The following is a 21,260-nucleotide window of genomic DNA, read 5'->3' as shown; positions in this document are numbered from 1 at the left end:
ACAAGTTTAACATACTTAAAATAGATAATACCTTAAAAATGAATTGGTTAAAAAAAATAACAATATCAGACCTACATCGTCGATATGGCGCATTCAAACTATTAATAACTAGTGGCTTAGTGCTGTTCGTGGTCATCGTTCTTTCTTATAAAGCCGGCAATTTTTATCAAAAACATCAAAGTCGACTCATTACTGAGCAAGCTGAACGTCTAGACAAACTTTATCAAAAAAACGAACAGGCACAAAGTGAGTTAAATACGTTGCAAGTAGAGCTTGAAATTGAACGCCTTGCTAACCAAAAAGCCCAGCAGGCGCTGAGAAGCATCGAAGATGACCACTTCTCTTTAAAGAAAGAGCTCGCCTTTTATGAAAAAATAATGGCGCCAGAAAAGCAGGCCAATGGCATTATTATTGATGAAGTTGAAATTACCGCCAGTGCTAGCGAGAATCATTATCGAATTCGAGTTGTGTTGGTGCAACAACAAAAAAGTAAACGTTATGCCAAAGGTCGTGTAGACATTACTTTTGCAGGTAGTTTGGTTAATCGCCCTGCTACTATTAATATTGCTAAAATGACCGAGCTTAATAAAAACTCTTTAGCGTTTAGTTTTCAATATTTTCAAGTAATCGAAGCTGAATTTGCTTTGCCCAAAGATTTTGTACCTGAAAAAATCGATGTGTCGGCAATTTTGCCTGCTGGTAAATGGCAAAAATATCATCGTTTAGACGAAAGTTACCCTTGGAAAAACATTAAAACTGGTTAATAGCACCATGAATGGCAATAATACTTGATTAAATTACTCAGGTTTAAGATAATCCACCAATACTGATCTGTACAAGATCTAATGCCGTAATTTTTAAGAAGTAAACTATGTCAGAAAACCAATTACCAATTCAATTCAGTGATGCCGCCGCTAACAAAGTAAAAGTACTCATTAGTGAAGAAGAAAATCCGGCATTAAAACTTCGTGTGTACGTTACTGGTGGTGGCTGTTCAGGCTTTCAATACGGTTTCACTTTTGATGAAAAAGTAAATGACGGCGACATGACCATAGTAAAAGAAGGTGTAACTATGGTCATTGATCCAATGAGTTTACAGTATCTTGTTGGTGGCACTGTTGACTACATAGAAGGCTTAGAAGGAAGTCGTTTCTTAGTAGACAACCCGAATGCCGAAACAACTTGTGGTTGTGGTTCTTCTTTCTCTATTTAATATACCCGTCGCCATTCAAAGTGCGGATTTCAGTGGGAATTAAAAGTAATTTAGGCGAGGCATTAGATTTAGATAATGGTTGTTCCATTGTTCAATTTAATAACGCGGCATAAATTATTTTTAAACTCATCGAAGAAGCGCTTGAGCAATCCCACTACTTCGTTGTACCTATTTGCAAGGGAATAACCATTACTGTATAGCTACGCCTTGTATTGAAATCGCTCAAGCACTCTGAAACCTGCATCTTGAATGGCGACGGGTATAACCCCTCGAAATATTAAAAAATGTGGCGATTATGTAAATTAATTGCTGCTAAAATCCCTCACTTCGTTTTATACTGACTTCATAAAAAAAATTATTTTTGGGGAAAGTATGCGTTTAAACAGCCAATGGCTGGCACAGCGTCCATATATTATTGCTATTGCTATTTCTTTGTTACTGATCATTTGGTTAGCAACAGGAATAGGTAATGGCAAAGTAAACCCCGATTTAGTGGCCGATAAAACACCCCCTATCGCTAAAGTGCAAGTGGCAACACTTTACGCTGAACAAATTGCTAATACGGTAAGCTTGTATGGTCGCACTGAACCCGATCGTATTGTGACTCTGCAAGCGCAAGTCAAAGGCGCTATTACCAAAGTGTTTGCTCAGCGTGGAAGCTTTGTTAATAAAGGCGATGTAATAGCAACGATTGCGCTTAATGATTTACCGGCAAAATTAGAACACTTTCAACAATTGCTCAGGCAAAGACGTGTAGATTATTACGGCGCAAAAAAATTATTACAGGGAGGTTATCAAGGTGAGTCAGCCTTAGCCCAACGATTGTCTGATGTTACTGATGCAAAAGCTGAGCTTGCTCGTATCGAAACTGACATAGCTAATACCACATTAATTGCTCCGTTCGATGGTATTTTAAATGAGCGGTTTGTCGAAGTGGGCGATTACGTTGGTATAGGTGACGACATTGCCATGATCGCTGATTTAGACCCATTAGTTATTCGTGCCCATGTGACTGAAAATCAAGTCAGTTTGATTAAAGAAGGACAACTCGCCGATATAACCTTATTAGGAGAGCGTGAAATAAAAGGCAAATTACGTTATATCGCCAGTGTCGCTAATGAAAAAACTAATACTTTTAAAGCTGAAATTGCCATTGAAAATCAAGACTATCGCTATTTTGCCGGGATTAGTTCTGAAGTAGAATTACCGTTAGCTATGGTGTCTGCGATAAAAATATCTCCGGCATTACTAGCGCTCGATGAAAAGGGTAATATTGGCGTTAAATCTGTAGTTGATCAAAAGGTCGTTTTTACCAAAATAAACATAGTGAAAAGTGATGAATCTGGTGTGTGGTTAAAGGGGCTTGGTGAAGAAGAGCACATTATTACTCTTGGTCAAGGCTTTGTTCGCCCAGGTGATACCGTAAATCCAGTTTCAGTGGAACAATAAGCCCGTATGTTAGCGCTTATCGACTCAGCTTTATACCGAACTCGCTCGGTAATGATGATATTTATCTTATTGCTTATTGCTGGCGGTATTACCTATAACAACATCCCGAAAGAATCGAATCCTGACATTACCATTCCGCAAATATATGTTTCTATTGTGCATGATGGTATTTCTCCTGAAGATGCAGAACGCATGTTGGTTAGGCCAATGGAAAATGAGCTTAAATCGATTGAAGGCATTAAAGAAATGCATGCCTCGGCCAGTGAAGGTTATGCCAATATTCGGATGGAATTTATCGCCGGTTTTGATGCCAAAGAAGCATTGTCTTCGGTGCGTGATAAAGTCACGTTGGCGAAAGCAAAGCTCCCGGCAGAGTCAGAAGAACCGGTAGTAAAACAAGTCACTATGGCGAGCCAACAACCAGCTGTAACGGTATTTTTATCTGGGCCGGTTAGTGAACGTGGCTTAATCACCATTGCTCGAGATTTAGAAGATAAAATTGCCAGCATGACACAAGTACTGGAAGTAGATATCGGCGGCGATCGTGAAGACATGGTTGAGATCATAGTTGATCCATTGTTGATGGAAAGCTATGGGCTTGATCAAAACGATATTTATAATCTAGTTGAGCGCAATAATCGCTTGGTGCCTGCTGGAACTATGGACACAGGTAAAGGCAGGTTTGCTGTAAAAGTGCCCTCAGTATTTGAAACCGTTAAAGACTTACTTGAGTTACCGATAAAAGTTGATGGCGACAGAGTTGTCACTTTCCAAGATGTGTCTATTGTGCGTAGAGCATACAAAGATCCTACATCCTATGCTCGCCTTAATGGCGAACGGGCAATTTCAATTGAAGTTAAAAAACGTCCCGGACAAAACATTATTGAAACGGTTGATAATGTAAAGGCCTTAATCGAACGTGAACGTAAGTTTTGGCCTGAGCATATTTTAGTGAATTATACTGGTGATGAATCTAAGCAAGTTAAAACTATGCTTAGCGATTTACAAAATAATGTAATTTCAGCAATATTACTTGTGGTGATTGTGATTATTGCTGCTCTAGGTGCAAGAACGGCAATGTTAGTAGGCTTATCTATACCAGGAGCATTTCTTACCGGTATTTTGGTGCTCTCAATTTTTGGTTTAACAGTAAATATTGTCGTGCTGTTTGCACTTATTATGGCGGTTGGCATGTTGGTGGATGGCGCCATAGTGGTAACTGAATTTGCCGACAGACAAATGAGTGAAGGTATCGAGAAACAGCAGGCTTATTCATTAGCGGCGAAACGTATGGCATGGCCTATTATTGCCTCTACCGCAACAACCTTAGCGGCATTTGCGCCATTATTATTTTGGCCGGGCATGATGGGTGAATTTATGAAATTCATGCCTATTACGTTAATTGCGGTACTATCTGCTTCGTTATTAATGGCGCTTATTTTTGTACCAACAATGGGCACATTGTGGGGCAAAAGTCGATTAATTACAGAGCAAGAAAAGCAGCAACTCATCCAAGCAGAAGAAGGCGATATAACAAAGCTTAAAGGCTTGATGGGCAAGTATGTTTCAGTACTCTCTGTTGCCATCACTCACCCGTTAAAAGTGTTGTTGGTGACCTTGGTTTTCGCCGCTGCGGTAATGGGAAATTATATTGGTTCTGGCTTAGGCAGTGAGTTTTTCCCTGACGTAGAACCAGAAGGAATTAGTTTAACCGTACGCTCTTATGGTGATTTATCGATTGATGAAAAAGATGTGATCATGAAAGAAATTGAGCACCGCATCTTAGATTTACAAGCGATTAAATCACTCTATTCTAAAACTGGCGGTAATGATCTAGTCGGTACACTGCGCATTAATTTAACCCACTGGCAGTTTAGGCCTTCAGCTAATGAACTTGTTACAGAGTTACATCGTCGTTTAGATACTTATGCCGGAGTTGAGGTTGAAGTTCGTAAAGATAAAATGGGGCCTCAGCAGGGTAAAGATTTGATCTTGGAGCTTTCTTCAAGGTTTCCAGAAAAATTACAAGATGCAGTGCGCAAAGTTAGAACTGCCTTACAGCTTAATCCTAAATTTACCAATGTTGAAGATGGCGGCTCCAAACCTGGAATTGAGTGGCAGCTTAAAGTTAACCGTGCTCTAGCGGCTACGTTTAGCGCCGATGCTACTTTGGTCGGCACATCAGTGCAAATGGTAACCAATGGTTTAAAGCTTGGCGAGTACCGGCCCGATGATGTCGATGATGAATTAGATATTCGCGTCCGCTTTCCTATGGAAAAACGCAGCCTCAGCCGTTTAGATGAGCTGCGTTTGAACACCAAAGATGGGTTAGTGCCAATGACCAACTTTGTTGACAAAAAAGCAGCACAAAAAGTTGATACCATCAAGCGAGTAGACTCAAAACGCGTAGTTACTATCCAGGCCGATTTAATTCCAGGCGCGCAATTACCAACTGAATTACCACTGTTGAAAGCACAAATGACATCCCTTGATATTGATTGGTTAACTGTAGCTGTTAAAGTAAAAGGACAAAATGAGCAACAACAAGAGTCAGAAGACTTTTTAAGTAATGCCTTTGCTGTCGCCCTGTTTGTCATGGCGATTATATTAGTGACGCAATTTAACAGTTTCTATCAAGCCATGCTGATACTTTCAGCGGTATTGTTTTCAACTGTTGGCGTATTTCTAGCATTATTGGTTGTTGGTAAGCCTTTTGGTATTGTTATGTCTGGTTTAGGTGTTATTGCTTTAGCTGGTATTGTGGTAAACAATAATATCGTATTAATTGATACCTACAATGTACTTAAAGCTTCAGGGTTAACCGCCAAAGAGGCTATTTTAAGAACCGGTGCCCAGCGTTTGCGGCCAGTGTTATTAACAACTATTACGACTATTTTTGGGTTAATGCCAATGGTGCTGCAAATGAATATTGATTTTGTTAGCAGAGATATTAGTTTTGGCGCGCCTTCTACTCAGTGGTGGGCGCAACTGGCAACTGCGGTAGCAGGCGGCTTAGCTTTTGCCACTGTACTTACCTTAATACTTACCCCATGTTTATTAGCGTTAAGAGACTATAAACAAGCGAAGAAAACCAAGCAACAATGGGTTGCTGCACCTGCCTTTGAAGAAGTATAATCTCAGAATAACAACCTTCCATTTCAAGTCTTAGGAAATCATCATGTTGAAAGCAACATTTAAGAGCGCTGTGTTATGCATAGCAGCGCTTTCGGTATTTACTGCACAAGCACAGTATTTAAATGAAACAGAACAACAGCAAATCAATGCACTAGAACAAACCGCGCTTAACTCGACTCTTGCCTATCAAATAGAAGAATCATTAACCACTGAAGTTGGCGCTCGAATGATTGGTACTGAAGGCGATAAACGCGCAATTGCTTGGGCCGTAGAAAAGATGAATGCCTTGGGCTTTGACAAAGTTTGGACTGAAGAAGTAGGTCATTATCAGTGGATTCGTGGTGATGTTGAGGCGAAAGTGCTCGTGCCTTTTGCTCATGACATTAAAGCAATTGCCTTAGGGGAAAGTGTTGGTACAGGTGATAAAGGTATTCAAGCCGAAGTTGTTCATTTTAATACTATGGCGGATCTAGAAGCCGCAAAACCAGGTAGTTTAACTGGCAAAATAGCCTTTGTTTCTTATCGCATGCAGCGTTTTAAAACGGGCAAGGGTTATGGTAAAGCAGTTGGTGCTCGTGTTAACGGTGCCAGTGTTGCTGCTGAAAAGGGCGCTGTGGGCTTTATCATGCGTTCAGTTGGTACTGATAATAACCGCTTAGGTCACACTGGCGTTCTTCGTTATAAAGAGCAAGTAAAGCGAATTCCGGCGGTGGCATTATCTAACCCCGACGCCGACTTGATGGTGAACATATTTAAGCGTAATAAACCGGTAGAATTTTTCTTAAAAGTTACAGCTCTGCGCAATGAGATCGTTGCGACTAAAGGAGCAAACGTAATTGGTGAAATTACCGGCAGTGAATTACCAGAGCAAATCGTTGCACTAGGAGCCCACCTTGACAGTTGGGATGTTGGAACAGGCGCCATTGATGATGGTTTGGGAGTGTCTATGGTAATGGCGGCAACTGCCCATATAGCTAAATTAGCAGAACGCCCTAAACGCACCATTCGGGTGATTTTATTTGCCGGTGAAGAGGTCGGATTATTAGGTGCGGAACAATATATTATTGACCATAAAGATAACTTGAAAAATCATGTGATTGGCGTGGAGTGGGATTTTGGTTTAGGCAAAATTTACTCAATGCAGTCTGGTGTGGGTGAAAAAGCACTACCTGCCGTAGCAGAGCTGGCAACTTACCTTGAATCTTTAGGAGTTGCCTATAACAAAGGTAATAAAGCACGTGGTCAATCTGATATGGGCGCAGTAACAGATAAAGGTGTGCCAGCAATGAATTTCTCGCCAGATGGGACGACTTATTTTGATATTCACCATACTGAGAATGATACCTTGGACAAAGTAAATGCTAAAGATTTACAGCAGAATACCGCTGTTTATACTGTGTTTGCCTATTTTGCAGCGCAAGCTGGTGTTGATTTTAGAAAGTAAAGCAATAACTTAATATAAATAAAAAGGTTAGCAAGTTGCTAGCCTTTTTTTTGGCCAAGGATGGCCTATATGACAAAATGCAGGAGCAATTCCTTGTTGTTTAGGCTAGTATTAAATTTGCATGATAAATACGTTTAAATAATAAGGAATATGCATGTCAAAGTTATGGAAAGTACTGTCTACGTTCACTCTTCTTTCAATTAGTTTTAGCAGTTTTGCTGATGCACCTGTATGGCAGGTAAGTAAAAATGGTGAAACAGTTTATTTTGGCGGTACGGTACATGTACTTAGCGAAAGTGATTACCCTCTACCGCAAGCATTTGATCAAGCATATCAACAATCATCTGTATTAGTATTTGAAATGGATATGAGCCTAACGCAAACCATGGCGTTTCAGCAGCAAATGTTGCAGCAAATGACCTATCAAGATGGCAGAACCTACGCCGATGATTTAAAACCTGAAACGGTTAAGAAATTGAATGCCTATATGGAAAGTAAAGGTATACCGGTAGCAAACTTACAAATGTTCAAACCATCCATGCTTTCTGTGACCTTAACTATGGTAGAGCTGCAACGATTAGGGCTAGGTGGAACTGGAGTTGATGCTTTTTTTAGTACTCGTGGGATTGCCGATAAAAAATCATTCAAATATTTAGAATTACCTGAACAACAAATTTCTTATTTAGCTAACATGGGTAAAGGCTATGAAGACGAGCTCATTAATTACACGTTAGATGACATGAAGAAACTGCCAACCATGATGAAAGAAATGAAAGATGCCTGGCGAACCGGTGACAATGAAGAGCTTTATAACGTAGCAGGTAAAGAATGGCAGGAAAAATTTCCTAAATCATACAATCAACTGCTGGTTGAGCGAAATAATAATTGGATGCCAGCAGTTGAAGGATATTTCAACACTAAAGAAGTTGAATTTGTTTTGGTCGGCGCAATGCATTTAGTTGGTAAAGAAGGTGTATTAAGTCAATTACAAGCTAAGGGTTATACGATAAAGCAACTTTAATAGATTTAAATACCCTCTAGTTTATTTGTTAAACTAGAGGGGATTATTTTAGAAACGAGAAACGAGAAACGAGAAACGAGAAACGAGAAACGAGGAGTGACCAACACATTTCACAAAAGCTATATCCGATATAATAGCGTCCTGTTGAAAAACGGGATCTAATAACTTGCTGCTGACATGCCCCAACTATACAAAATATAAGTCAATATTCCCCATATGGTTAGCGGGATAGTTGCTGAGTTGAAATTTAACCTATCAAATTTTTGCTTAGTTTTCTTTTTTTCAGTGATCTTTCTACCGGTAAAAATGGCGCCAATAACATTGTCACCTCTTAGCACATGCAAAATACCTGCAACCGCATGCAAGCTAATTAGTACTAGCAACACATTAAAGGTTTGATGATGTAATGAATCCATAGATTCAGCGAAGGATTCGCTAACCATCATATATAGAGGGCCTTCAGTGAATACATCATCACTGGCAAATAAACCGGTGAAGAGCTGCACACCCAAACAAAACAGTAAAAACATCACCATATATCCGCCAACAGGATTGTGGCCAATATGTGGTGTTGCAATGCTATTGTTTTTCCACGCTTTTAATACGGTAACAGGTGTACGGACGAAATGAGTGAATTTTGACGTATCACTGCCGATAACCCCCCAAACAAGACGGCTAAGCCATAAAGCTGCGAGAGTGAAGCCACAGATGAAATGCCATTCAAACTCAGCGTTTTCACCTGTGTACCAAAGTAAAGCCAGCAATACTAACTGGCTTAAATGGTAAATTCGGGTGAAATTGTCCCAAACTTTAACTGTTTGCATTTATGTTACTCGTCACAATCCATTTTAAATGCTTTGTGACCTTTCTTAGCTGCTTTGCCTATTTGACCTAACGCAGCTTTACGTTCTGCTGCATTAGTTGCCGCAGTTAATGCGGTTACCGCTTGCTCTAGCTTAGCAATGCCATTTTTGTAATCAGCAAATTTTTGTTGTTGCTCAGCTGTTAATTGCTTTTGATCTGTAATAGTTAAAGGCACATATTGATCAGCTTTTTGCACGCTGGCTAATAATTGGTTAGCAACTGAGTTTAGCTTTTCAATGTCATTGCTTTTAGCCGCACCTTTTATCGCTTTCATGCTGTCTTTCATGTTGCCCATGATGTTAGCAAGTTCGGTTTCACCACACTGTGGATGGGCAGCAAATGCCGAGTTAATAAATGTTAGTGATAAAATAGCGCTTAGTAATATTTTCTTCATAATTCTTCTTTATAATTGATAGCAATGACAGCATTGTAATGATAATTATTCGCTTTTCAAGTAATACCCTATCGATATGTTAGGCGTTAAGTTGCTAACTAAGATATACTCACTTTATTAATGCTATGTTATAAAAGTTAACGACATTAGTAATAAATTTATCAAGGAATAAAGAACATCTGTGAAGAATAAAGACCCCCATCATCAACGTGAATCAGCCAAATACGACAACCCTGTGGCAAGTCGTGAATTTCTCTTATCTCTTATCGAACAAAAAGGTCATCCGATGACGTTTGCGCAAGTTTGTAAAGAGCTTGGTTATAAAGATGAAGATCAAAAAGTTGGTGTTAAACGTAGATTACGAGCAATGGAAAATGCTGGTCAGTTGGTATTTACCAAATTCAAACAGTATGCAATTGCCAGTAAATCTTCAGTTATTACCGGTGTAGTGATCGGTCATCGCGATGGCTTTGGTTTTTTAAAGCCTGATGAGGGGGATAAAGATTTATATATTCCTTACCATGAAATGCGTAAACTTTTTCATGGTGATGTGGTTGAAGCTCGGGTAACTGAAAGTTCTGATGCAAAAGGCCGTCAAGAAGTTCGTATTTTAGATGTACTGCAACCGAGAAAAGATAAAATTATCGGTCGTATTTTTGTTGAAAAATCGGTGATAACGGTTATTCCCGAAGATGCGCGTATTAGCCATGAAATTATTATTCCAAGTGATAAGCGGTTGGGTGCACGTCAAGGTCAAATGGTTATCGTTGACATCATTCAACGACCAACAAAACGTACCACACCGCTAGGTAAAATTACTGAAGTACTCGGTGAACATATGGCGCCGGGTATGGAAATACAGGTGGCCTTACACCAGCATGACTTACCACACTCATGGTCAGAAGAATTGCTGGCTGAAATAAGTGCACTTACCCCTGAAGTTGATGATGAAGCAAAAAAAGGCAGAATAGACTTACGCGAACTACCACTTGTTACCATTGATGGTGAAGACGCTCGAGACTTTGATGATGCAGTATATTGCCGTCCTGAAAAAGATGGTGGTTGGCGATTGTGGGTAGCAATAGCCGATGTCAGTTATTATGTGCGCCCCGGAACTGCCTTAGATGGCGAGGCTATTAAACGTGGTAACTCAGTATATTTCCCTAACCAAGTTATTCCTATGCTGCCGGAAGTATTATCAAACGGTTTGTGTTCATTAAACCCTGACGTTGACCGTTTGTGTATGGTATCTGAAATGAGCATTAGTGCTAATGGTAAATTGCAAGATTCAAAATTTTACCCAGCAGTAATGAACTCTCATGCGCGCTTTACTTATACAAAAGTAGCGGCAATTTTAGAAGGTGATAAAGATCTTCGTCAGCAATACGATGCACGCGTTGGCGATCTTGAAGAATTACACCGTTTATATCATAGCCTTGTAGTTGCTAGACGCGGCCGCGGCGCAATAGAGTTTGAAACTGAAGAAGTGCGTTTTATTTTTAACGCTGATCGCAAAATTGATTCTGTTGAACCTGTGGTGCGTAATGATGCGCATAAAATCATCGAAGAATGTATGATTTTAGCCAATGTAGCCACGGCTGAGTTTGTTACCAAGCATGAAAAGCCCGGCTTATATCGCGTGCATGATAAACCTAATGAAGAAAAATATAACAATTTAGTTAAGTACCTGAGCGAGTTAGGCATAGAGTTAACGAAAAAAGATGAACCAACATCTGCTGATTTTGGTGAGATCATAACGAAAGTTGCCGATCGGCCTGATCATGAATTGATCCAAACTATGTTATTGCGTTCGATGAAACAAGCAGTATATCAGTGTGAAAACCTGGGCCATTTTGGTCTAGCATTACCTGCATATTCACACTTTACCTCACCAATTAGACGATACCCTGATTTAGTTATACATAGGGTGATTAAAGCGATATTAGAAAAGCAAGAAAATAGTAAAGTTAATGCTGGTTTCTATGAATATGATCAACAAGAAGCATCTGAGTTAGGTGAGCATTGTTCGATGACTGAGCGCCGTGCTGATGATGCAACCCGAGAAGTCTCTGACTGGCTAAAATGTGAATTTATGCAAGACCACGTTGGTGATACGTTTACTGGGGTGATTGCCACTGTGACCAACTTTGGCTTCTTTGTACGCCTGCAAGATTTTCATATTGAAGGTTTAGTGCATATTAGCTCGCTCGGTAAGGACTATTATTCTCATGATGAAGTACGCATGTGCTTGGTGGGAGAGAACTCGAAGAAGAAATATCATGTTGGTGATATTCTTGAAGTGCAAGTTGCTGCGGTTAACCTTGAAGAAAAGAAAATTGACCTTATTTTGGGGGGCGATAATGCGCCATCTGATTTAAACAAAAAGCAAAAGAAAAAGGTTAAAAGTACTCAACATAAAGCCGAAAACAAAGGCAAAACTGTTGAACGTAAGCCGTTTGAACCAGGCAAGAGTAAAAACAAAGATAAAGCTAAACCTAAAACTGGAAAACGACAAAAAGCTAAAGGTCGCCCGGGTAAAAACGCTCGTAAAAAAGCAAAAACCTAACAACTACAAGCTTTGAGCTTATAGCTTGAGACTCCAGTTCCTGAATTTATTTCAGGATCTCAGTCCATTTAACACTAGATCCTGAAGCAAGTTCGGGAATATAAAAATCAAAGAAGAGAACACATGGCAAAGCACGACGAGTTAGTTTTTGGTATTCACGCAGTAACGGCTTTAATAAATAAAAGCCCTGAGCGCTTCATTGAACTGTGGTGTTTAAAAGGGCGTGAAGACGAACGCTTATTACCGATTATAAATTTAGCTCGTAAATACGGCGTATCAGTGCAATTAATGCACCGTAAAGCTTTGGATGACAAAAGTGAAGGCGAGCAACATCAAGGTGTGATTGCCAAAGTTAAGCCGGGTAAAGTGTTTACTGAAAATGACTTAGCCGACATCGTTGAACAAACAGTTGCTAAAAACGAACAACCATTTTTATTAATTCTAGATGGCGTTACTGACCCGCATAACCTTGGTGCTTGTTTACGCAACGCCGATGCTGCAGGTGTACAAGCTATTGTAGTGCCAAAAGATAATGCTGCCCGTATTACCTCTACGGTTCGTAAAGTTGCGGTAGGCGCAGCCGAAAGTATTCCGTTAATTCAAGTTACTAACCTTGCTCGCTCTATGAAAGCTTTGCAAGAAATGGGCATATGGATTATTGGCACTGCAGGTGAAGCAACTCAATCACTGTATGATTGCAAGTTAACAGGGCCTATGGCGCTTGTTATGGGCGCAGAGGGTAAAGGTATGCGCCGCTTAACACGTGAAACCTGCGATGCCTTAGTAAAACTGCCAATGGCTGGTGAAGTATCAAGTTTAAATGTATCTGTAGCATCAGGTATTTGCTTGTTCGAAATAGTTCGCCAACGACTACATGGCTAATCTTTTTACATAGATAAATCATTGGGTTATTGTTTTTTCTAGCGATAATCCCGGTTGTTTAAAATGTAATCAACTGTATCTTTTAGAGCACTTTCAGCTAAATTCACGCTAAAAAGCAAAGATGCTTGCTTTAGTTGCTCATTTTCCCTACAATACGCGTCCTTAATTCAGCCTGAACTTTTTTGTTCCTTGCCTCAACTGGTGTTGGCTGAGCCAGATTATGAGGCTACAACCGTAAGGAGCTCGTAATGCGTCATTACGAAATCGTATTTATGGTTCACCCTGATCAGAGTGAACAAGTAACTGGTATGATCCAACGTTACTCAGACATGATCACTACTGCTGAAGGCACAATCCACCGTCTTGAAGACTGGGGTCGTCGTCAATTAGCATACCCAATCAATAAACTACACAAAGCACACTATGTTCTTATGAACATTGAAGCGCCTCAGTCAGTTATTGATGAGTTAGAAACTTCTTTCCGTTATAACGATGTTGTTATTCGTAACATGATCATGCGCACTAAAGGCGCGGTAACTGAAGCATCACCTATGGCTGCTGCTAAAGATGACCGTCGCGATGACCGCCGCGAGAAAAAAGAAGTTACTAAAGAAGCTCCAGCTGCAACAGCACCAGTTGCTGAAGAAGCTGCAAGCGCAGAATAGTAATTTTAGTGACTGAAAATTGCCTTGTATTGATAGGCGCGGTAGTTAAGGCTCCGGATGTATCAATAAGCCCTGCGGGGATTGCCCATATTAAGTTTTCATTAGAGCATCGCTCAGTGCAAATGGAAGATGGACTTAACCGTCAAGTGTTCGTAAGAATGCAAGTAGTAGCAACAGGACAATGGTCACAAAAAATATCTCGTGAATTAATAGCGGGCTGTAACGTAAAAGTGAACGGTTTTATAAACCGCCACGAAACTAAAAATGGAAATCCAATTTTAGTGTTACATGCATCGCAAATTGAAATGATTAAATAGGTGAAAACTCATATTAGCGCGTTTTCGTGTTAAAAAAGTAACACCGTATATTAGGAGAAATCCATGTCACGTTTTTTTAGACGTCGTAAATTCTGCCGTTTTACCGCAGAGGGCGTTGCTGAGATCGATTACAAAGATATCGCAACGTTAAAAAACTATATCACTGAAAGTGGTAAAATCGTTCCTAGCCGTATCACTGGTACATCAGCTAAGTATCAACGTCAACTTGGTCGTGCGATCAAGCGTGCTCGTTACTTATCTTTATTACCATATACTGATCTACACAAGTAACCTAAAGGGGCTATTAAAATGCAAGTAATTCTTCTTGATAAAATTGCCAAGTTAGGCGGCCTGGGTGATCAGGTAACAGTTAAGTCTGGATATGCACGTAACTACTTATTACCGCAAGGTAAAGCAGTTATTGCATCAAAAGCTAACGTTGAACACTTCGAAACACGTCGTGCTGAACTTGAAGCAAAATTAGCTGCTGTTCTAGCTACTGCACAAGCTCGCGCTGCTAAATTAACTGAGTTAGCTGAAGTTACTATCGCTTCTAAAGCGGGTGACGAAGGTAAATTGTTTGGTTCTATCGGTACTAACGATATTGCTGCAGCAATTACTGAAGCTGGTGTTGAAGTTGTTAAAGCAGAAGTTCGTCTTCCTTTAGGTTCAATCCGTGAAACTGGTACTAACGAAATCGTTATTCACCTTCACGCAGACGTAGACACAACTATCAACGTTGTAGTTATCGCTGAAGCTTAATTGTAATTTATTACAATGATCAAAAAAGCCTGCTTCGTGCAGGCTTTTTTATTTACATCAAGGATGATGGAATGCCGGCTTGCCATGGACCGTTCATACGCATCCATGCGTCCACGGCATTCATTACGTCCTGTAAATTATGGCAACTAAGTCGGCGGCTATAAATTTAGTGAAGGCTAAATTTTATAAATAAAATCACTGTCATCTAATAAAGATAAGCTATCGCCAACAATATCTTTACTATCTAGTTTAGACAATAATTCAAAGCCTTGCTGGCGCTGCTCTAAGTTAAGGGCATGGTAAGGAACGCGGAATATTTTTTCTACTGCATTGGTCATCATTAACGCTGTATTTAAGGCTATCGGATTTGGCTCACAAAATAACCACTTTATGAATTCTTGTAAGTCATTATTAAGCTGAGGTTCATTATTGTCCATTAAGGTGCGCATTAACCCTGGAATAATATTAGAAGTCACTGAAATTACGCCGTGTGCGCCAAATTGATGACGACCAACAAAACATTCATCATCATTACCCGACCAACAAGCAATGCCTTGCTGTTCATAATGGCTGATCCGCTCATTACCGGTACACTCTTTAACACCGATAAAGTTTTTATGACTAGCTAAAGGTTCAATAATATCAGGTGTTAAATCTTGCCCCGTTCTACCCGGAACGTTATAGATAAACGCAGGACCAACAGCAAGAACACGATTAAAATGATCAAGTACACCTGCGGTAGATGTTCTGCCGTAATATGGGTTGATTTGCAGCGCGGCATCCATTCCCATAGCAAAGCCTTTTTCTGTTGCATTAACCGCTTCACGAGTATTGTTGCTGCCGGTATTTCCGACAATAATGAGTTTTTCACCAAACTTATTCGCACTATGACCAATAAGCATTAAGTGCTCTTCCCAATTAAGTAAGTGACCTTCACCGGTAGTACCACCAACAACTATGCCATCAACGCCGGCTGATATTTGTTGTTCAACTAATTTATCGTACGTGGCTAAATCGATATTACCTTTTAGGTTATATGGTGTTTTTATGGCGGTAATTAAACTGGCCGACTTTAATCGCTTCATTGTATTTCTCAATTGCTCATTTATATTTTTACGTGTTGCGTTAATAGTATATAAATGTGCCTCTTGGGTCATCTTAATTTCGAAAATTGCTAAAGAAATAATTAAATTAAAACTCGGCTAATAGTGTCTAGTGATTAATTCTTACAATTTATTTGATCAACCTCCTAATTTTAAAGGATATACTTTATTATTTAACTGCTTTACTATTTAACTATTAATAAAGTCTTTAGGAGTTTCGGTGGTTCGAGCTAATGAGCTGATAACTATAATACTTTTGTCATTGTTACTTGTATTGTCAGGTTGCAGTGCTTTAAGTACGTCAGTTAAAAAGAAAGACTTAAGCGTAGAAACTAAAATGTCAGCCACAATCGTATTAGAGCCAGTGACTGCAGATAATCGAACAGTTTATTTACAGTTACGCAATACCTCTGATAAACAGAGCTTGGATTATCAGACTCCTGTTGCCGCAGCAATTACCGCTAAAGGCTATACTCTTGTAGAAGACCCAGAAAAAGCTCACTTTTGGATTCAGGCTAATATCTTACAAGTAGGTAAGTCAGATCTTAGAACCATTAACGGTAAAACCGATCAAGGTTTTGGCGCAGCTATTCAAGGGGCAAAAATAGGATCGTATTTTGGTGATGGTGATGGCAAGTTAGCCGCAACCGTTGTTGGTGGTTTAATCGGTGTGATTACCGACGCTATGGTGGACGATATTGTTTATGTGATGATCACTGATTTACAAATATCAGAAAGAGCCAAGCAAGGCGTTTATATTACCGAAACTAATGATGCTATCCTTAAGCAGGGGGATTCGGGCAAGCAAACTCAAGAAAGTGTAGAAACTGTCGATAGAAAAAAATATCAGACGCGAATTACTTCTACCGCGAATCAAGTAAATTTAACGTTTGAAGAGGCTGAGAAGCAGTTACTCGAAGGCTTAATTCAATCAATGTCAGGCATATTATAAAAGGTAGGGCGGCAGGCCCGTATATAAGGATTGTTTATGAAAAAATTTAATCGATATTTTACTGGCTTATTTGTAGTGTTTTTTACTTTGTCGCTTGCTGGCTGTGGAGCCTTGCATACATCAATTAAAAAACGCAACCTGGATGTGCAAACTAAGATGTCTTCTACAGTGTGGCTTGACCCTGTGCCACCTGAAAAGCGTACGGTATTTTTGCAGTTAAGAAATACGTCAGATAAGCCAGGTTTAACTTATGAAAATGAAGTGCGAGCGGCAATTGCCGCGAAAGGTTATCAAGTAATTGATAACCCAGACATTGCACATTACTGGTTACAGGTTAATGTGTTGCAAGTTGGACGCACTGATTTACGAGCGGGCGACTCATTTGGTAGTTTTGGCTCTGCAATTGCTGGCGGTGTTGCTGGTGCACAATTTGGTGGAGGTAGCGGGCAAGTGGCAGCAGGTGTTGCTGGTGCTGGTTTAGGTGTAATTTTTGATGCCATGGTTGATGATAACTTGTTTACTATGATCACTGACATTCAAATTTCTGAAAAAGTTAAAGACGGAGTTCGAGTTAACCAATCTGAAAAAGCAGTGCTTAAACAAGGTGAATCAGGCTCTAAAACACAAACCAGCTCTGAAGTTGTTGATCGTAAGAAATACCAAACTCGCATAGTGTCTCTAGCGAATAAAGCGAACTTAGAATTTGCTGAAGCAGAGCCGCCATTACGCCTAGGTTTGATTAACTCGTTATCTGGGATGTTGTAGGTAAAATACGAGATTAATAGAGATGAGAAACGAGAAACGGGGAACGAAGAGCGATTGTTTCTAGGCACAACTCCACTGAAGGCGGTCCCTCATCTCACTCCGCTCGTGGGGGGGGGGACGGTGCTTCTTATCTACTTATGCTTGGAGCCTGTTCTGGAACAGGCCAATCATCTGCGCTAATTAAGCCTCGTTCTGCCATACCGCCCAGACCTTGTAATCCTCCGGTGTGTAACAGCATTATTTTTGCACCTGCTTTGAAATAATCTTGCTCTAGTAAATCAAGTAAAGCCAATATCATTTTTCCAGAATATACAGGCTCTAAGGGAATTCCCGTGGTTTGGCTAAATTGCAACATTCGCTCTGCATCCTCGGGCTTATACTTACCATAACCACCGCGATGAAATTGGTTTAATATCTGCCATTTATTATAATTATCTGCACCATCGCCGAGTAAGGCATTTACTTCATTGGCTAAGTAGTCTCCTTGCTTTAATACTGCGATACCGAGTATTTTATGTTGATTGTTATCTGTTTTTATTAAACCTGCGATAGTGCCGCCGCTGCCAACCGGTGTTAATAAATAGTCATATTCACTTTGTTCATTAAGCTCTGTTATTACTTCGCCTACTCCTGGTAATGCCAATTGATTACTGCCACCTTCAGGTACTATAAATGCCTCAGGAAATTCTGCTTGCAGTTGAGCAATATAATCAGCGTTATTGCGCTTTTTATACGTTATCCGGTCAATAAACCTTAACTCCATATGCCAATATTTTGCCCAGCTTAAAGTGAAATTATGCTGGTATTGTTCTTCTCCTCGAATAACTCCTATAGCTTGTAAGTTCTGTTGTTTACAGGCAAAAGCTAAAGCGTGGATATGGTTCGAGAATGCGCCGCCAAAACTGAGGATTTGCTGACAACCCAACTCTTGAGCAGAACGTAAATTGTACTTAAGTTTGCGCCATTTATTACCTGATATAATCGGATGTATTAAATCATCACGTTTTATAAAAACCTCTACTCCATATTTATTAAAGTCAGGGTGAACAATTTGGTTTACTGGACTTAGATTCATATATTTAACCTGAACATGGCAAATCACTGATTTTCTTCATATATACATAATATAATAAATATCTTGCACCAAAGAGCAAATAGGTGATAATGGCTTAAGACTTGGGTAGTAATGTTTTTAAGCATTATGACTTCTTTGTCCTTGTAAAGGTAATAAAAATAAGATGTTGAACGGATTAAAAACACTTTTTAATAGAAAATCTACCGATGGCAAGTTTGGTATCGCACTTAGAAGCCAAGCAGGTTCGTACGCCTTAGATAATGGCAGTGATGCCGAAAGAAAAACAGGCGAATTTTTTACTGAAACGAGCGAAAGCGCAGGTGATTGGCTCGACGAATTGTTATCTACTCATAATATTCAAGGCAGTGGTCACTTGGTTCTGTCTGCCAGCCATTATTATAATGTCCAAATAAATAAACCTGACTTACCTGACAACGAAATTCCGGCTGCGATTAAATGGCTTGTTAAAGATATAGTGCCAATTGATCCTGATGAAATGATTGCGGATTATTATGACTCGCCAGTAGTTGTATCGGGTACGCAAAAAATTAATGTAGTTTGCAGCCACTTAACCAGCCTTAAGAAATATACCGACAGTTTTAAACGTTACCAAATTGACCTTAAGGGCATCATTACTGATGAGTTTGCTTTTGCCAACTTGCTGCCACAAAGCGAACATTCTATTTTAATGATCTGTCAGCAACCTTTTGAAGAAGTGTTTGTTATTATTGTTAAAAATGGGCAAATATTTTTTTCAAGAAAATTACGAGGCTTCCATGATGTTGGCGGTTACTCAACTGAGCAACTTAGTAAAGGTATTTGCGATTCATTAAGTATCGAAGTACAAAAATCTATGGATTACTTCGAGCGTCTACTCAAACAAACACCTGTGCATGAAATTAAGGTATTGCTGCCAGTCAAACATGAAGACTTTATCATCGAAAGCCTTGATAAAAACACTAATGTCACAGTTTCTAAATTAGATTTACCTGAGCCTTATCAGCAGATGAGAAATTGTGCTGCCAGCATCGGTGGCTTAATCGAATTTGAAAAATTGGGAGCCGATAATGACTAAGGCTCGTATTAATTTATTAAGAGATGAACTGGTAGCAGTACAAACGTGGTTAACATTAACTAACGTGGTACGGGTATGGGCCGTTTTTTTTCTTATATGCATACTTATAACAGCATACTTTAATGTAAATCATTCAGCATTAAATGAGCAATACACCTCTTTGAAAAATAAGAATATGCAACTTTCAAATCAATTAGAGCAAATTGAAGATATATTAAAATCAAGAGTTGTTGATCCGAGAAAAGTAAATCACTTATCAAGACTTAAATTTATTTTTCAAAATAAGCAGGTATTACATCGACAACTTACTGACCAAACCCAAGTACGCTTAAGTGGTTTTGCTAGTGTTATGACTGAAATCTCTCAATATCATAATAGAGAAGTAAGCTTAACGTCAGTAAAAATCAGTGATGACAGTATAAGTATGCAAGGTCTGGCACGTAATGCTGATTCAGTTCCACTTTGGTTGTCGGGTTTTCAAGATTCCATTTTTATGGCGGGTAAACGTTTTTCAGAATTTAATTTAAATATCAATGAAGGTGGATATACATCCTTTGTGGTTAGCTCGACAATTACTGAAAGTGTGGAGTCAAAATAATGCAAAAACAATGGTTCGTGTTTTCAGAGAAATTTTCCAAGTTAAGTCTGCGAGAGCAGTATATTATTTTGCTTGCCGGCGTTGTTATTTGCTTTTTATTGTTTAATGCATTTGTTTTTGAGAACGCGCAAAGTAAAAATAAGCGTATAAATAATTCGATTAGCCAACTTAAAAGCAAAAACAGTAAAATCACTCTGGAATCAGCGAAAGCGCAAGTTGAACTAGCTAATGATCCTAACAAAGAGCTTGATAAACAAATAGCACTGTATCGTAGTAAATTGGATGATATAGATAATGACTTGCTCTCATTAACTGATGAACTTATTTCACCCAGTAAAATGCGACAGGCATTACAGGATATGTTGCAGTTGTCTCCAGGGGTGAAGTTAATTTCATTTAATGCGCTTGCTCCAGAGCAGCTAATCAAAGATGAATTAAGCACTGAAAAAACGCTCAAAGAAAGCTCGTCTAAGAAAATTGATTTATATCGCCATACCATTCGAGTTAGCCTGCAGGGTAACTATTTTCAACTGCGCGATTATTTAAAGAATGTAGAGCAACTTTCATGGTCTTTTTATTGGCACGAATTTGACTATATTGTTGATGATTATCCTTCCGCTACATTGAATATAGAAATGTACAGCTTAAGTACAACTAAGGAGTTTATTGGTGTTTAAATTATTCTTAGTAGCTACTTTAATGACCTGTACGACAAGTATTCATGCTGAGGAACTTGACCCTACGCGGCCATTTACCAGCTCGGCGATAGATAGAGAGTCACTTGCAAAGAATCTGAAGTTATACTCTGTCATTATTTCAGGCAATTCACGCACAGCCATTATTAATCAAAAGACTCTGGTTGTCGGTGATAGCCTTGAAGAATTTAGAGTTATTCAAATAGAAAAACAAAAAGTGGTATTACAAAGTTCTTCCGAAACGATAGAGCTAGTCTTGTTTACTAACGCTTTGACCAAATAAGT

Annotated in this window: 22 protein-coding genes; 18 read left to right on the top strand and 4 right to left on the bottom strand. The window is 39.4% G+C overall.

Going from position 1 to position 21,260, the window contains the following annotated elements; genetic code table 11:
- The first annotated feature begins 38 nt into the window (after positions 1 to 38).
- The 6 genes from RI844_RS11065 (at position 39) to RI844_RS11040 (ending at position 8,262) form a co-directional block, all read left to right on the top strand.
- Positions 39 to 764, top strand: coding sequence for a DUF6776 family protein (locus RI844_RS11065; RefSeq protein WP_348394738.1), 726 nt, complete (start codon positions 39 to 41; stop codon positions 762 to 764).
- A gap of 107 nt (positions 765 to 871) precedes the next feature.
- The gene (gene erpA, locus RI844_RS11060) at positions 872 to 1,213 is read left to right on the top strand and encodes an iron-sulfur cluster insertion protein ErpA (RefSeq protein ID WP_348394737.1); all 342 of its coding nucleotides are present in this window, start codon (positions 872 to 874) and stop codon (positions 1,211 to 1,213) included.
- A 372-nt stretch (positions 1,214 to 1,585) separates the two neighbouring features.
- The gene (locus RI844_RS11055; protein WP_348394736.1) at positions 1,586 to 2,662 is read left to right on the top strand and encodes an efflux RND transporter periplasmic adaptor subunit; all 1,077 of its coding nucleotides are present in this window, start codon (positions 1,586 to 1,588) and stop codon (positions 2,660 to 2,662) included.
- 6 nt (positions 2,663 to 2,668) lie between these two features.
- Positions 2,669 to 5,797 (top strand): efflux RND transporter permease subunit, encoded by a 3,129-nt coding sequence (locus tag RI844_RS11050; RefSeq protein ID WP_348394735.1) that lies wholly within the window; start codon positions 2,669 to 2,671, stop codon positions 5,795 to 5,797.
- Positions 5,798 to 5,840: 43 nt separating this feature from the next.
- Positions 5,841 to 7,241, top strand: coding sequence for a M20/M25/M40 family metallo-hydrolase (locus RI844_RS11045; RefSeq protein WP_348394734.1), 1,401 nt, complete (start codon positions 5,841 to 5,843; stop codon positions 7,239 to 7,241).
- Between the two features lie 154 nt (positions 7,242 to 7,395).
- Positions 7,396 to 8,262 carry a TraB/GumN family protein gene (locus RI844_RS11040; RefSeq protein WP_348394733.1) on the top strand — a complete coding sequence of 289 codons (867 nt, stop codon included), beginning with the start codon at positions 7,396 to 7,398 and terminating at the stop codon, positions 8,260 to 8,262.
- A gap of 158 nt (positions 8,263 to 8,420) precedes the next feature.
- On the opposite strand, the gene RI844_RS11035 is transcribed toward RI844_RS11040, so the two are convergent.
- Both RI844_RS11035 and RI844_RS11030 read right to left on the bottom strand, forming a co-directional pair.
- On the bottom strand, positions 8,421 to 9,086 hold the full coding sequence (locus tag RI844_RS11035; protein WP_348394732.1) for a cytochrome b/b6 domain-containing protein: 666 nt from the start codon (positions 9,084 to 9,086) through the stop codon (positions 8,421 to 8,423).
- A gap of 5 nt (positions 9,087 to 9,091) precedes the next feature.
- The gene (locus RI844_RS11030) at positions 9,092 to 9,520 is read right to left on the bottom strand and encodes a cytochrome b562 (protein WP_348394731.1); all 429 of its coding nucleotides are present in this window, start codon (positions 9,518 to 9,520) and stop codon (positions 9,092 to 9,094) included.
- Positions 9,521 to 9,701: 181 nt separating this feature from the next.
- Between RI844_RS11030 and rnr the strand changes: the two genes are divergently transcribed.
- The 6 genes from rnr (at position 9,702) to rplI (ending at position 14,712) form a co-directional block, all read left to right on the top strand.
- Positions 9,702 to 12,086, top strand: coding sequence for a ribonuclease R (rnr, locus tag RI844_RS11025; RefSeq protein WP_348394730.1), 2,385 nt, complete (start codon positions 9,702 to 9,704; stop codon positions 12,084 to 12,086).
- Positions 12,087 to 12,209: 123 nt separating this feature from the next.
- On the top strand, positions 12,210 to 12,968 hold the full coding sequence (gene rlmB / locus RI844_RS11020) for a 23S rRNA (guanosine(2251)-2'-O)-methyltransferase RlmB (RefSeq protein WP_348394729.1): 759 nt from the start codon (positions 12,210 to 12,212) through the stop codon (positions 12,966 to 12,968).
- Between the two features lie 248 nt (positions 12,969 to 13,216).
- Entirely contained in the window at positions 13,217 to 13,633 is a 417-nt protein-coding gene (gene rpsF / locus RI844_RS11015; protein WP_348394728.1) for a 30S ribosomal protein S6, read from the top strand.
- A gap of 8 nt (positions 13,634 to 13,641) precedes the next feature.
- Positions 13,642 to 13,950: a primosomal replication protein N gene (gene priB, locus RI844_RS11010; RefSeq protein WP_348394727.1), complete on the top strand. Its 309-nt coding sequence runs from the start codon at positions 13,642 to 13,644 to the stop codon at positions 13,948 to 13,950.
- 63 nt (positions 13,951 to 14,013) lie between these two features.
- Complete coding sequence (gene rpsR, locus RI844_RS11005; RefSeq protein ID WP_348392001.1) at positions 14,014 to 14,241, top strand: 30S ribosomal protein S18; 228 nt, start codon at positions 14,014 to 14,016, stop codon at positions 14,239 to 14,241.
- A gap of 18 nt (positions 14,242 to 14,259) precedes the next feature.
- Positions 14,260 to 14,712, top strand: coding sequence for a 50S ribosomal protein L9 (gene rplI / locus RI844_RS11000; protein WP_348394726.1), 453 nt, complete (start codon positions 14,260 to 14,262; stop codon positions 14,710 to 14,712).
- Positions 14,713 to 14,888: 176 nt separating this feature from the next.
- Here the strand turns inward: rplI and dapA are convergent, their stop codons facing one another.
- Positions 14,889 to 15,797: a 4-hydroxy-tetrahydrodipicolinate synthase gene (dapA, locus tag RI844_RS10995; protein WP_348394725.1), complete on the bottom strand. Its 909-nt coding sequence runs from the start codon at positions 15,795 to 15,797 to the stop codon at positions 14,889 to 14,891.
- Between the two features lie 238 nt (positions 15,798 to 16,035).
- Between dapA and RI844_RS10990 the strand changes: the two genes are divergently transcribed.
- Positions 16,036 to 16,767 (top strand): complement resistance protein TraT, encoded by a 732-nt coding sequence (locus tag RI844_RS10990; RefSeq protein ID WP_348394724.1) that lies wholly within the window; start codon positions 16,036 to 16,038, stop codon positions 16,765 to 16,767.
- A gap of 36 nt (positions 16,768 to 16,803) precedes the next feature.
- The gene (locus RI844_RS10985; protein ID WP_348394723.1) at positions 16,804 to 17,532 is read left to right on the top strand and encodes a complement resistance protein TraT; all 729 of its coding nucleotides are present in this window, start codon (positions 16,804 to 16,806) and stop codon (positions 17,530 to 17,532) included.
- A 127-nt stretch (positions 17,533 to 17,659) separates the two neighbouring features.
- Here RI844_RS10985 and RI844_RS10980 read toward each other — a convergent pair whose 3' ends face one another.
- Entirely contained in the window at positions 17,660 to 18,607 is a 948-nt protein-coding gene (locus RI844_RS10980; RefSeq protein ID WP_348394722.1) for a 1-aminocyclopropane-1-carboxylate deaminase/D-cysteine desulfhydrase, read from the bottom strand.
- Positions 18,608 to 18,770: 163 nt separating this feature from the next.
- Here RI844_RS10980 and RI844_RS10975 point away from each other — a divergent pair, with 163 nt between their 5' ends.
- From RI844_RS10975 to RI844_RS10960, 4 genes are read left to right on the top strand one after another with little or no spacing between them, the layout of a single operon-like run.
- On the top strand, positions 18,771 to 19,682 hold the full coding sequence (locus tag RI844_RS10975; RefSeq protein WP_348394721.1) for a hypothetical protein: 912 nt from the start codon (positions 18,771 to 18,773) through the stop codon (positions 19,680 to 19,682).
- On the top strand, positions 19,675 to 20,280 hold the full coding sequence (locus RI844_RS10970) for a PilN domain-containing protein (RefSeq protein WP_348394720.1): 606 nt from the start codon (positions 19,675 to 19,677) through the stop codon (positions 20,278 to 20,280). Before RI844_RS10975 ends, RI844_RS10970 begins: the two co-directional genes overlap by 8 nt.
- Positions 20,280 to 20,957 (top strand): hypothetical protein, encoded by a 678-nt coding sequence (locus RI844_RS10965; protein ID WP_348394719.1) that lies wholly within the window; start codon positions 20,280 to 20,282, stop codon positions 20,955 to 20,957. The genes RI844_RS10970 and RI844_RS10965 overlap by 1 nt, the downstream gene beginning before the upstream one ends.
- A complete protein-coding gene (locus RI844_RS10960) occupies positions 20,950 to 21,258 on the top strand; it encodes an MSHA biogenesis protein MshK (protein WP_348394718.1) in 309 nt (102 codons plus the stop codon). Before RI844_RS10965 ends, RI844_RS10960 begins: the two co-directional genes overlap by 8 nt.
- Positions 21,259 to 21,260 lie beyond the last annotated feature (2 nt).

It is taken from the genome of Thalassotalea fonticola, from assembly GCF_032911225.1.
Taxonomy (GTDB): domain Bacteria; phylum Pseudomonadota; class Gammaproteobacteria; order Enterobacterales; family Alteromonadaceae; genus Thalassotalea_A; species Thalassotalea_A fonticola.
Note: the sequence above shows the minus strand (reverse complement) of the source record. Positions and strands in the feature narration are given on the sequence as shown.

Coding starts and splice junctions, on each gene's coding strand:
- RI844_RS11065 (WP_348394738.1), top strand. CDS start 39: ATGAATTGGTTAAAAAAAATAACAATATCAGACCTACATCGTCGATAT.
- erpA (WP_348394737.1), top strand. CDS start 872: ATGTCAGAAAACCAATTACCAATTCAATTCAGTGATGCCGCCGCTAAC.
- RI844_RS11055 (WP_348394736.1), top strand. CDS start 1,586: ATGCGTTTAAACAGCCAATGGCTGGCACAGCGTCCATATATTATTGCT.
- RI844_RS11050 (WP_348394735.1), top strand. CDS start 2,669: ATGTTAGCGCTTATCGACTCAGCTTTATACCGAACTCGCTCGGTAATG.
- RI844_RS11045 (WP_348394734.1), top strand. CDS start 5,841: ATGTTGAAAGCAACATTTAAGAGCGCTGTGTTATGCATAGCAGCGCTT.
- RI844_RS11040 (WP_348394733.1), top strand. CDS start 7,396: ATGTCAAAGTTATGGAAAGTACTGTCTACGTTCACTCTTCTTTCAATT.
- RI844_RS11035 (WP_348394732.1), bottom strand. CDS start 9,086: ATGCAAACAGTTAAAGTTTGGGACAATTTCACCCGAATTTACCATTTA.
- RI844_RS11030 (WP_348394731.1), bottom strand. CDS start 9,520: ATGAAGAAAATATTACTAAGCGCTATTTTATCACTAACATTTATTAAC.
- rlmB (WP_348394729.1), top strand. CDS start 12,210: ATGGCAAAGCACGACGAGTTAGTTTTTGGTATTCACGCAGTAACGGCT.
- rpsF (WP_348394728.1), top strand. CDS start 13,217: ATGCGTCATTACGAAATCGTATTTATGGTTCACCCTGATCAGAGTGAA.
- rpsR (WP_348392001.1), top strand. CDS start 14,014: ATGTCACGTTTTTTTAGACGTCGTAAATTCTGCCGTTTTACCGCAGAG.
- rplI (WP_348394726.1), top strand. CDS start 14,260: ATGCAAGTAATTCTTCTTGATAAAATTGCCAAGTTAGGCGGCCTGGGT.
- dapA (WP_348394725.1), bottom strand. CDS start 15,797: ATGAAGCGATTAAAGTCGGCCAGTTTAATTACCGCCATAAAAACACCA.
- RI844_RS10985 (WP_348394723.1), top strand. CDS start 16,804: ATGAAAAAATTTAATCGATATTTTACTGGCTTATTTGTAGTGTTTTTT.
- RI844_RS10980 (WP_348394722.1), bottom strand. CDS start 18,607: ATGAATCTAAGTCCAGTAAACCAAATTGTTCACCCTGACTTTAATAAA.
- RI844_RS10975 (WP_348394721.1), top strand. CDS start 18,771: ATGTTGAACGGATTAAAAACACTTTTTAATAGAAAATCTACCGATGGC.
- RI844_RS10970 (WP_348394720.1), top strand. CDS start 19,675: ATGACTAAGGCTCGTATTAATTTATTAAGAGATGAACTGGTAGCAGTA.
- RI844_RS10965 (WP_348394719.1), top strand. CDS start 20,280: ATGCAAAAACAATGGTTCGTGTTTTCAGAGAAATTTTCCAAGTTAAGT.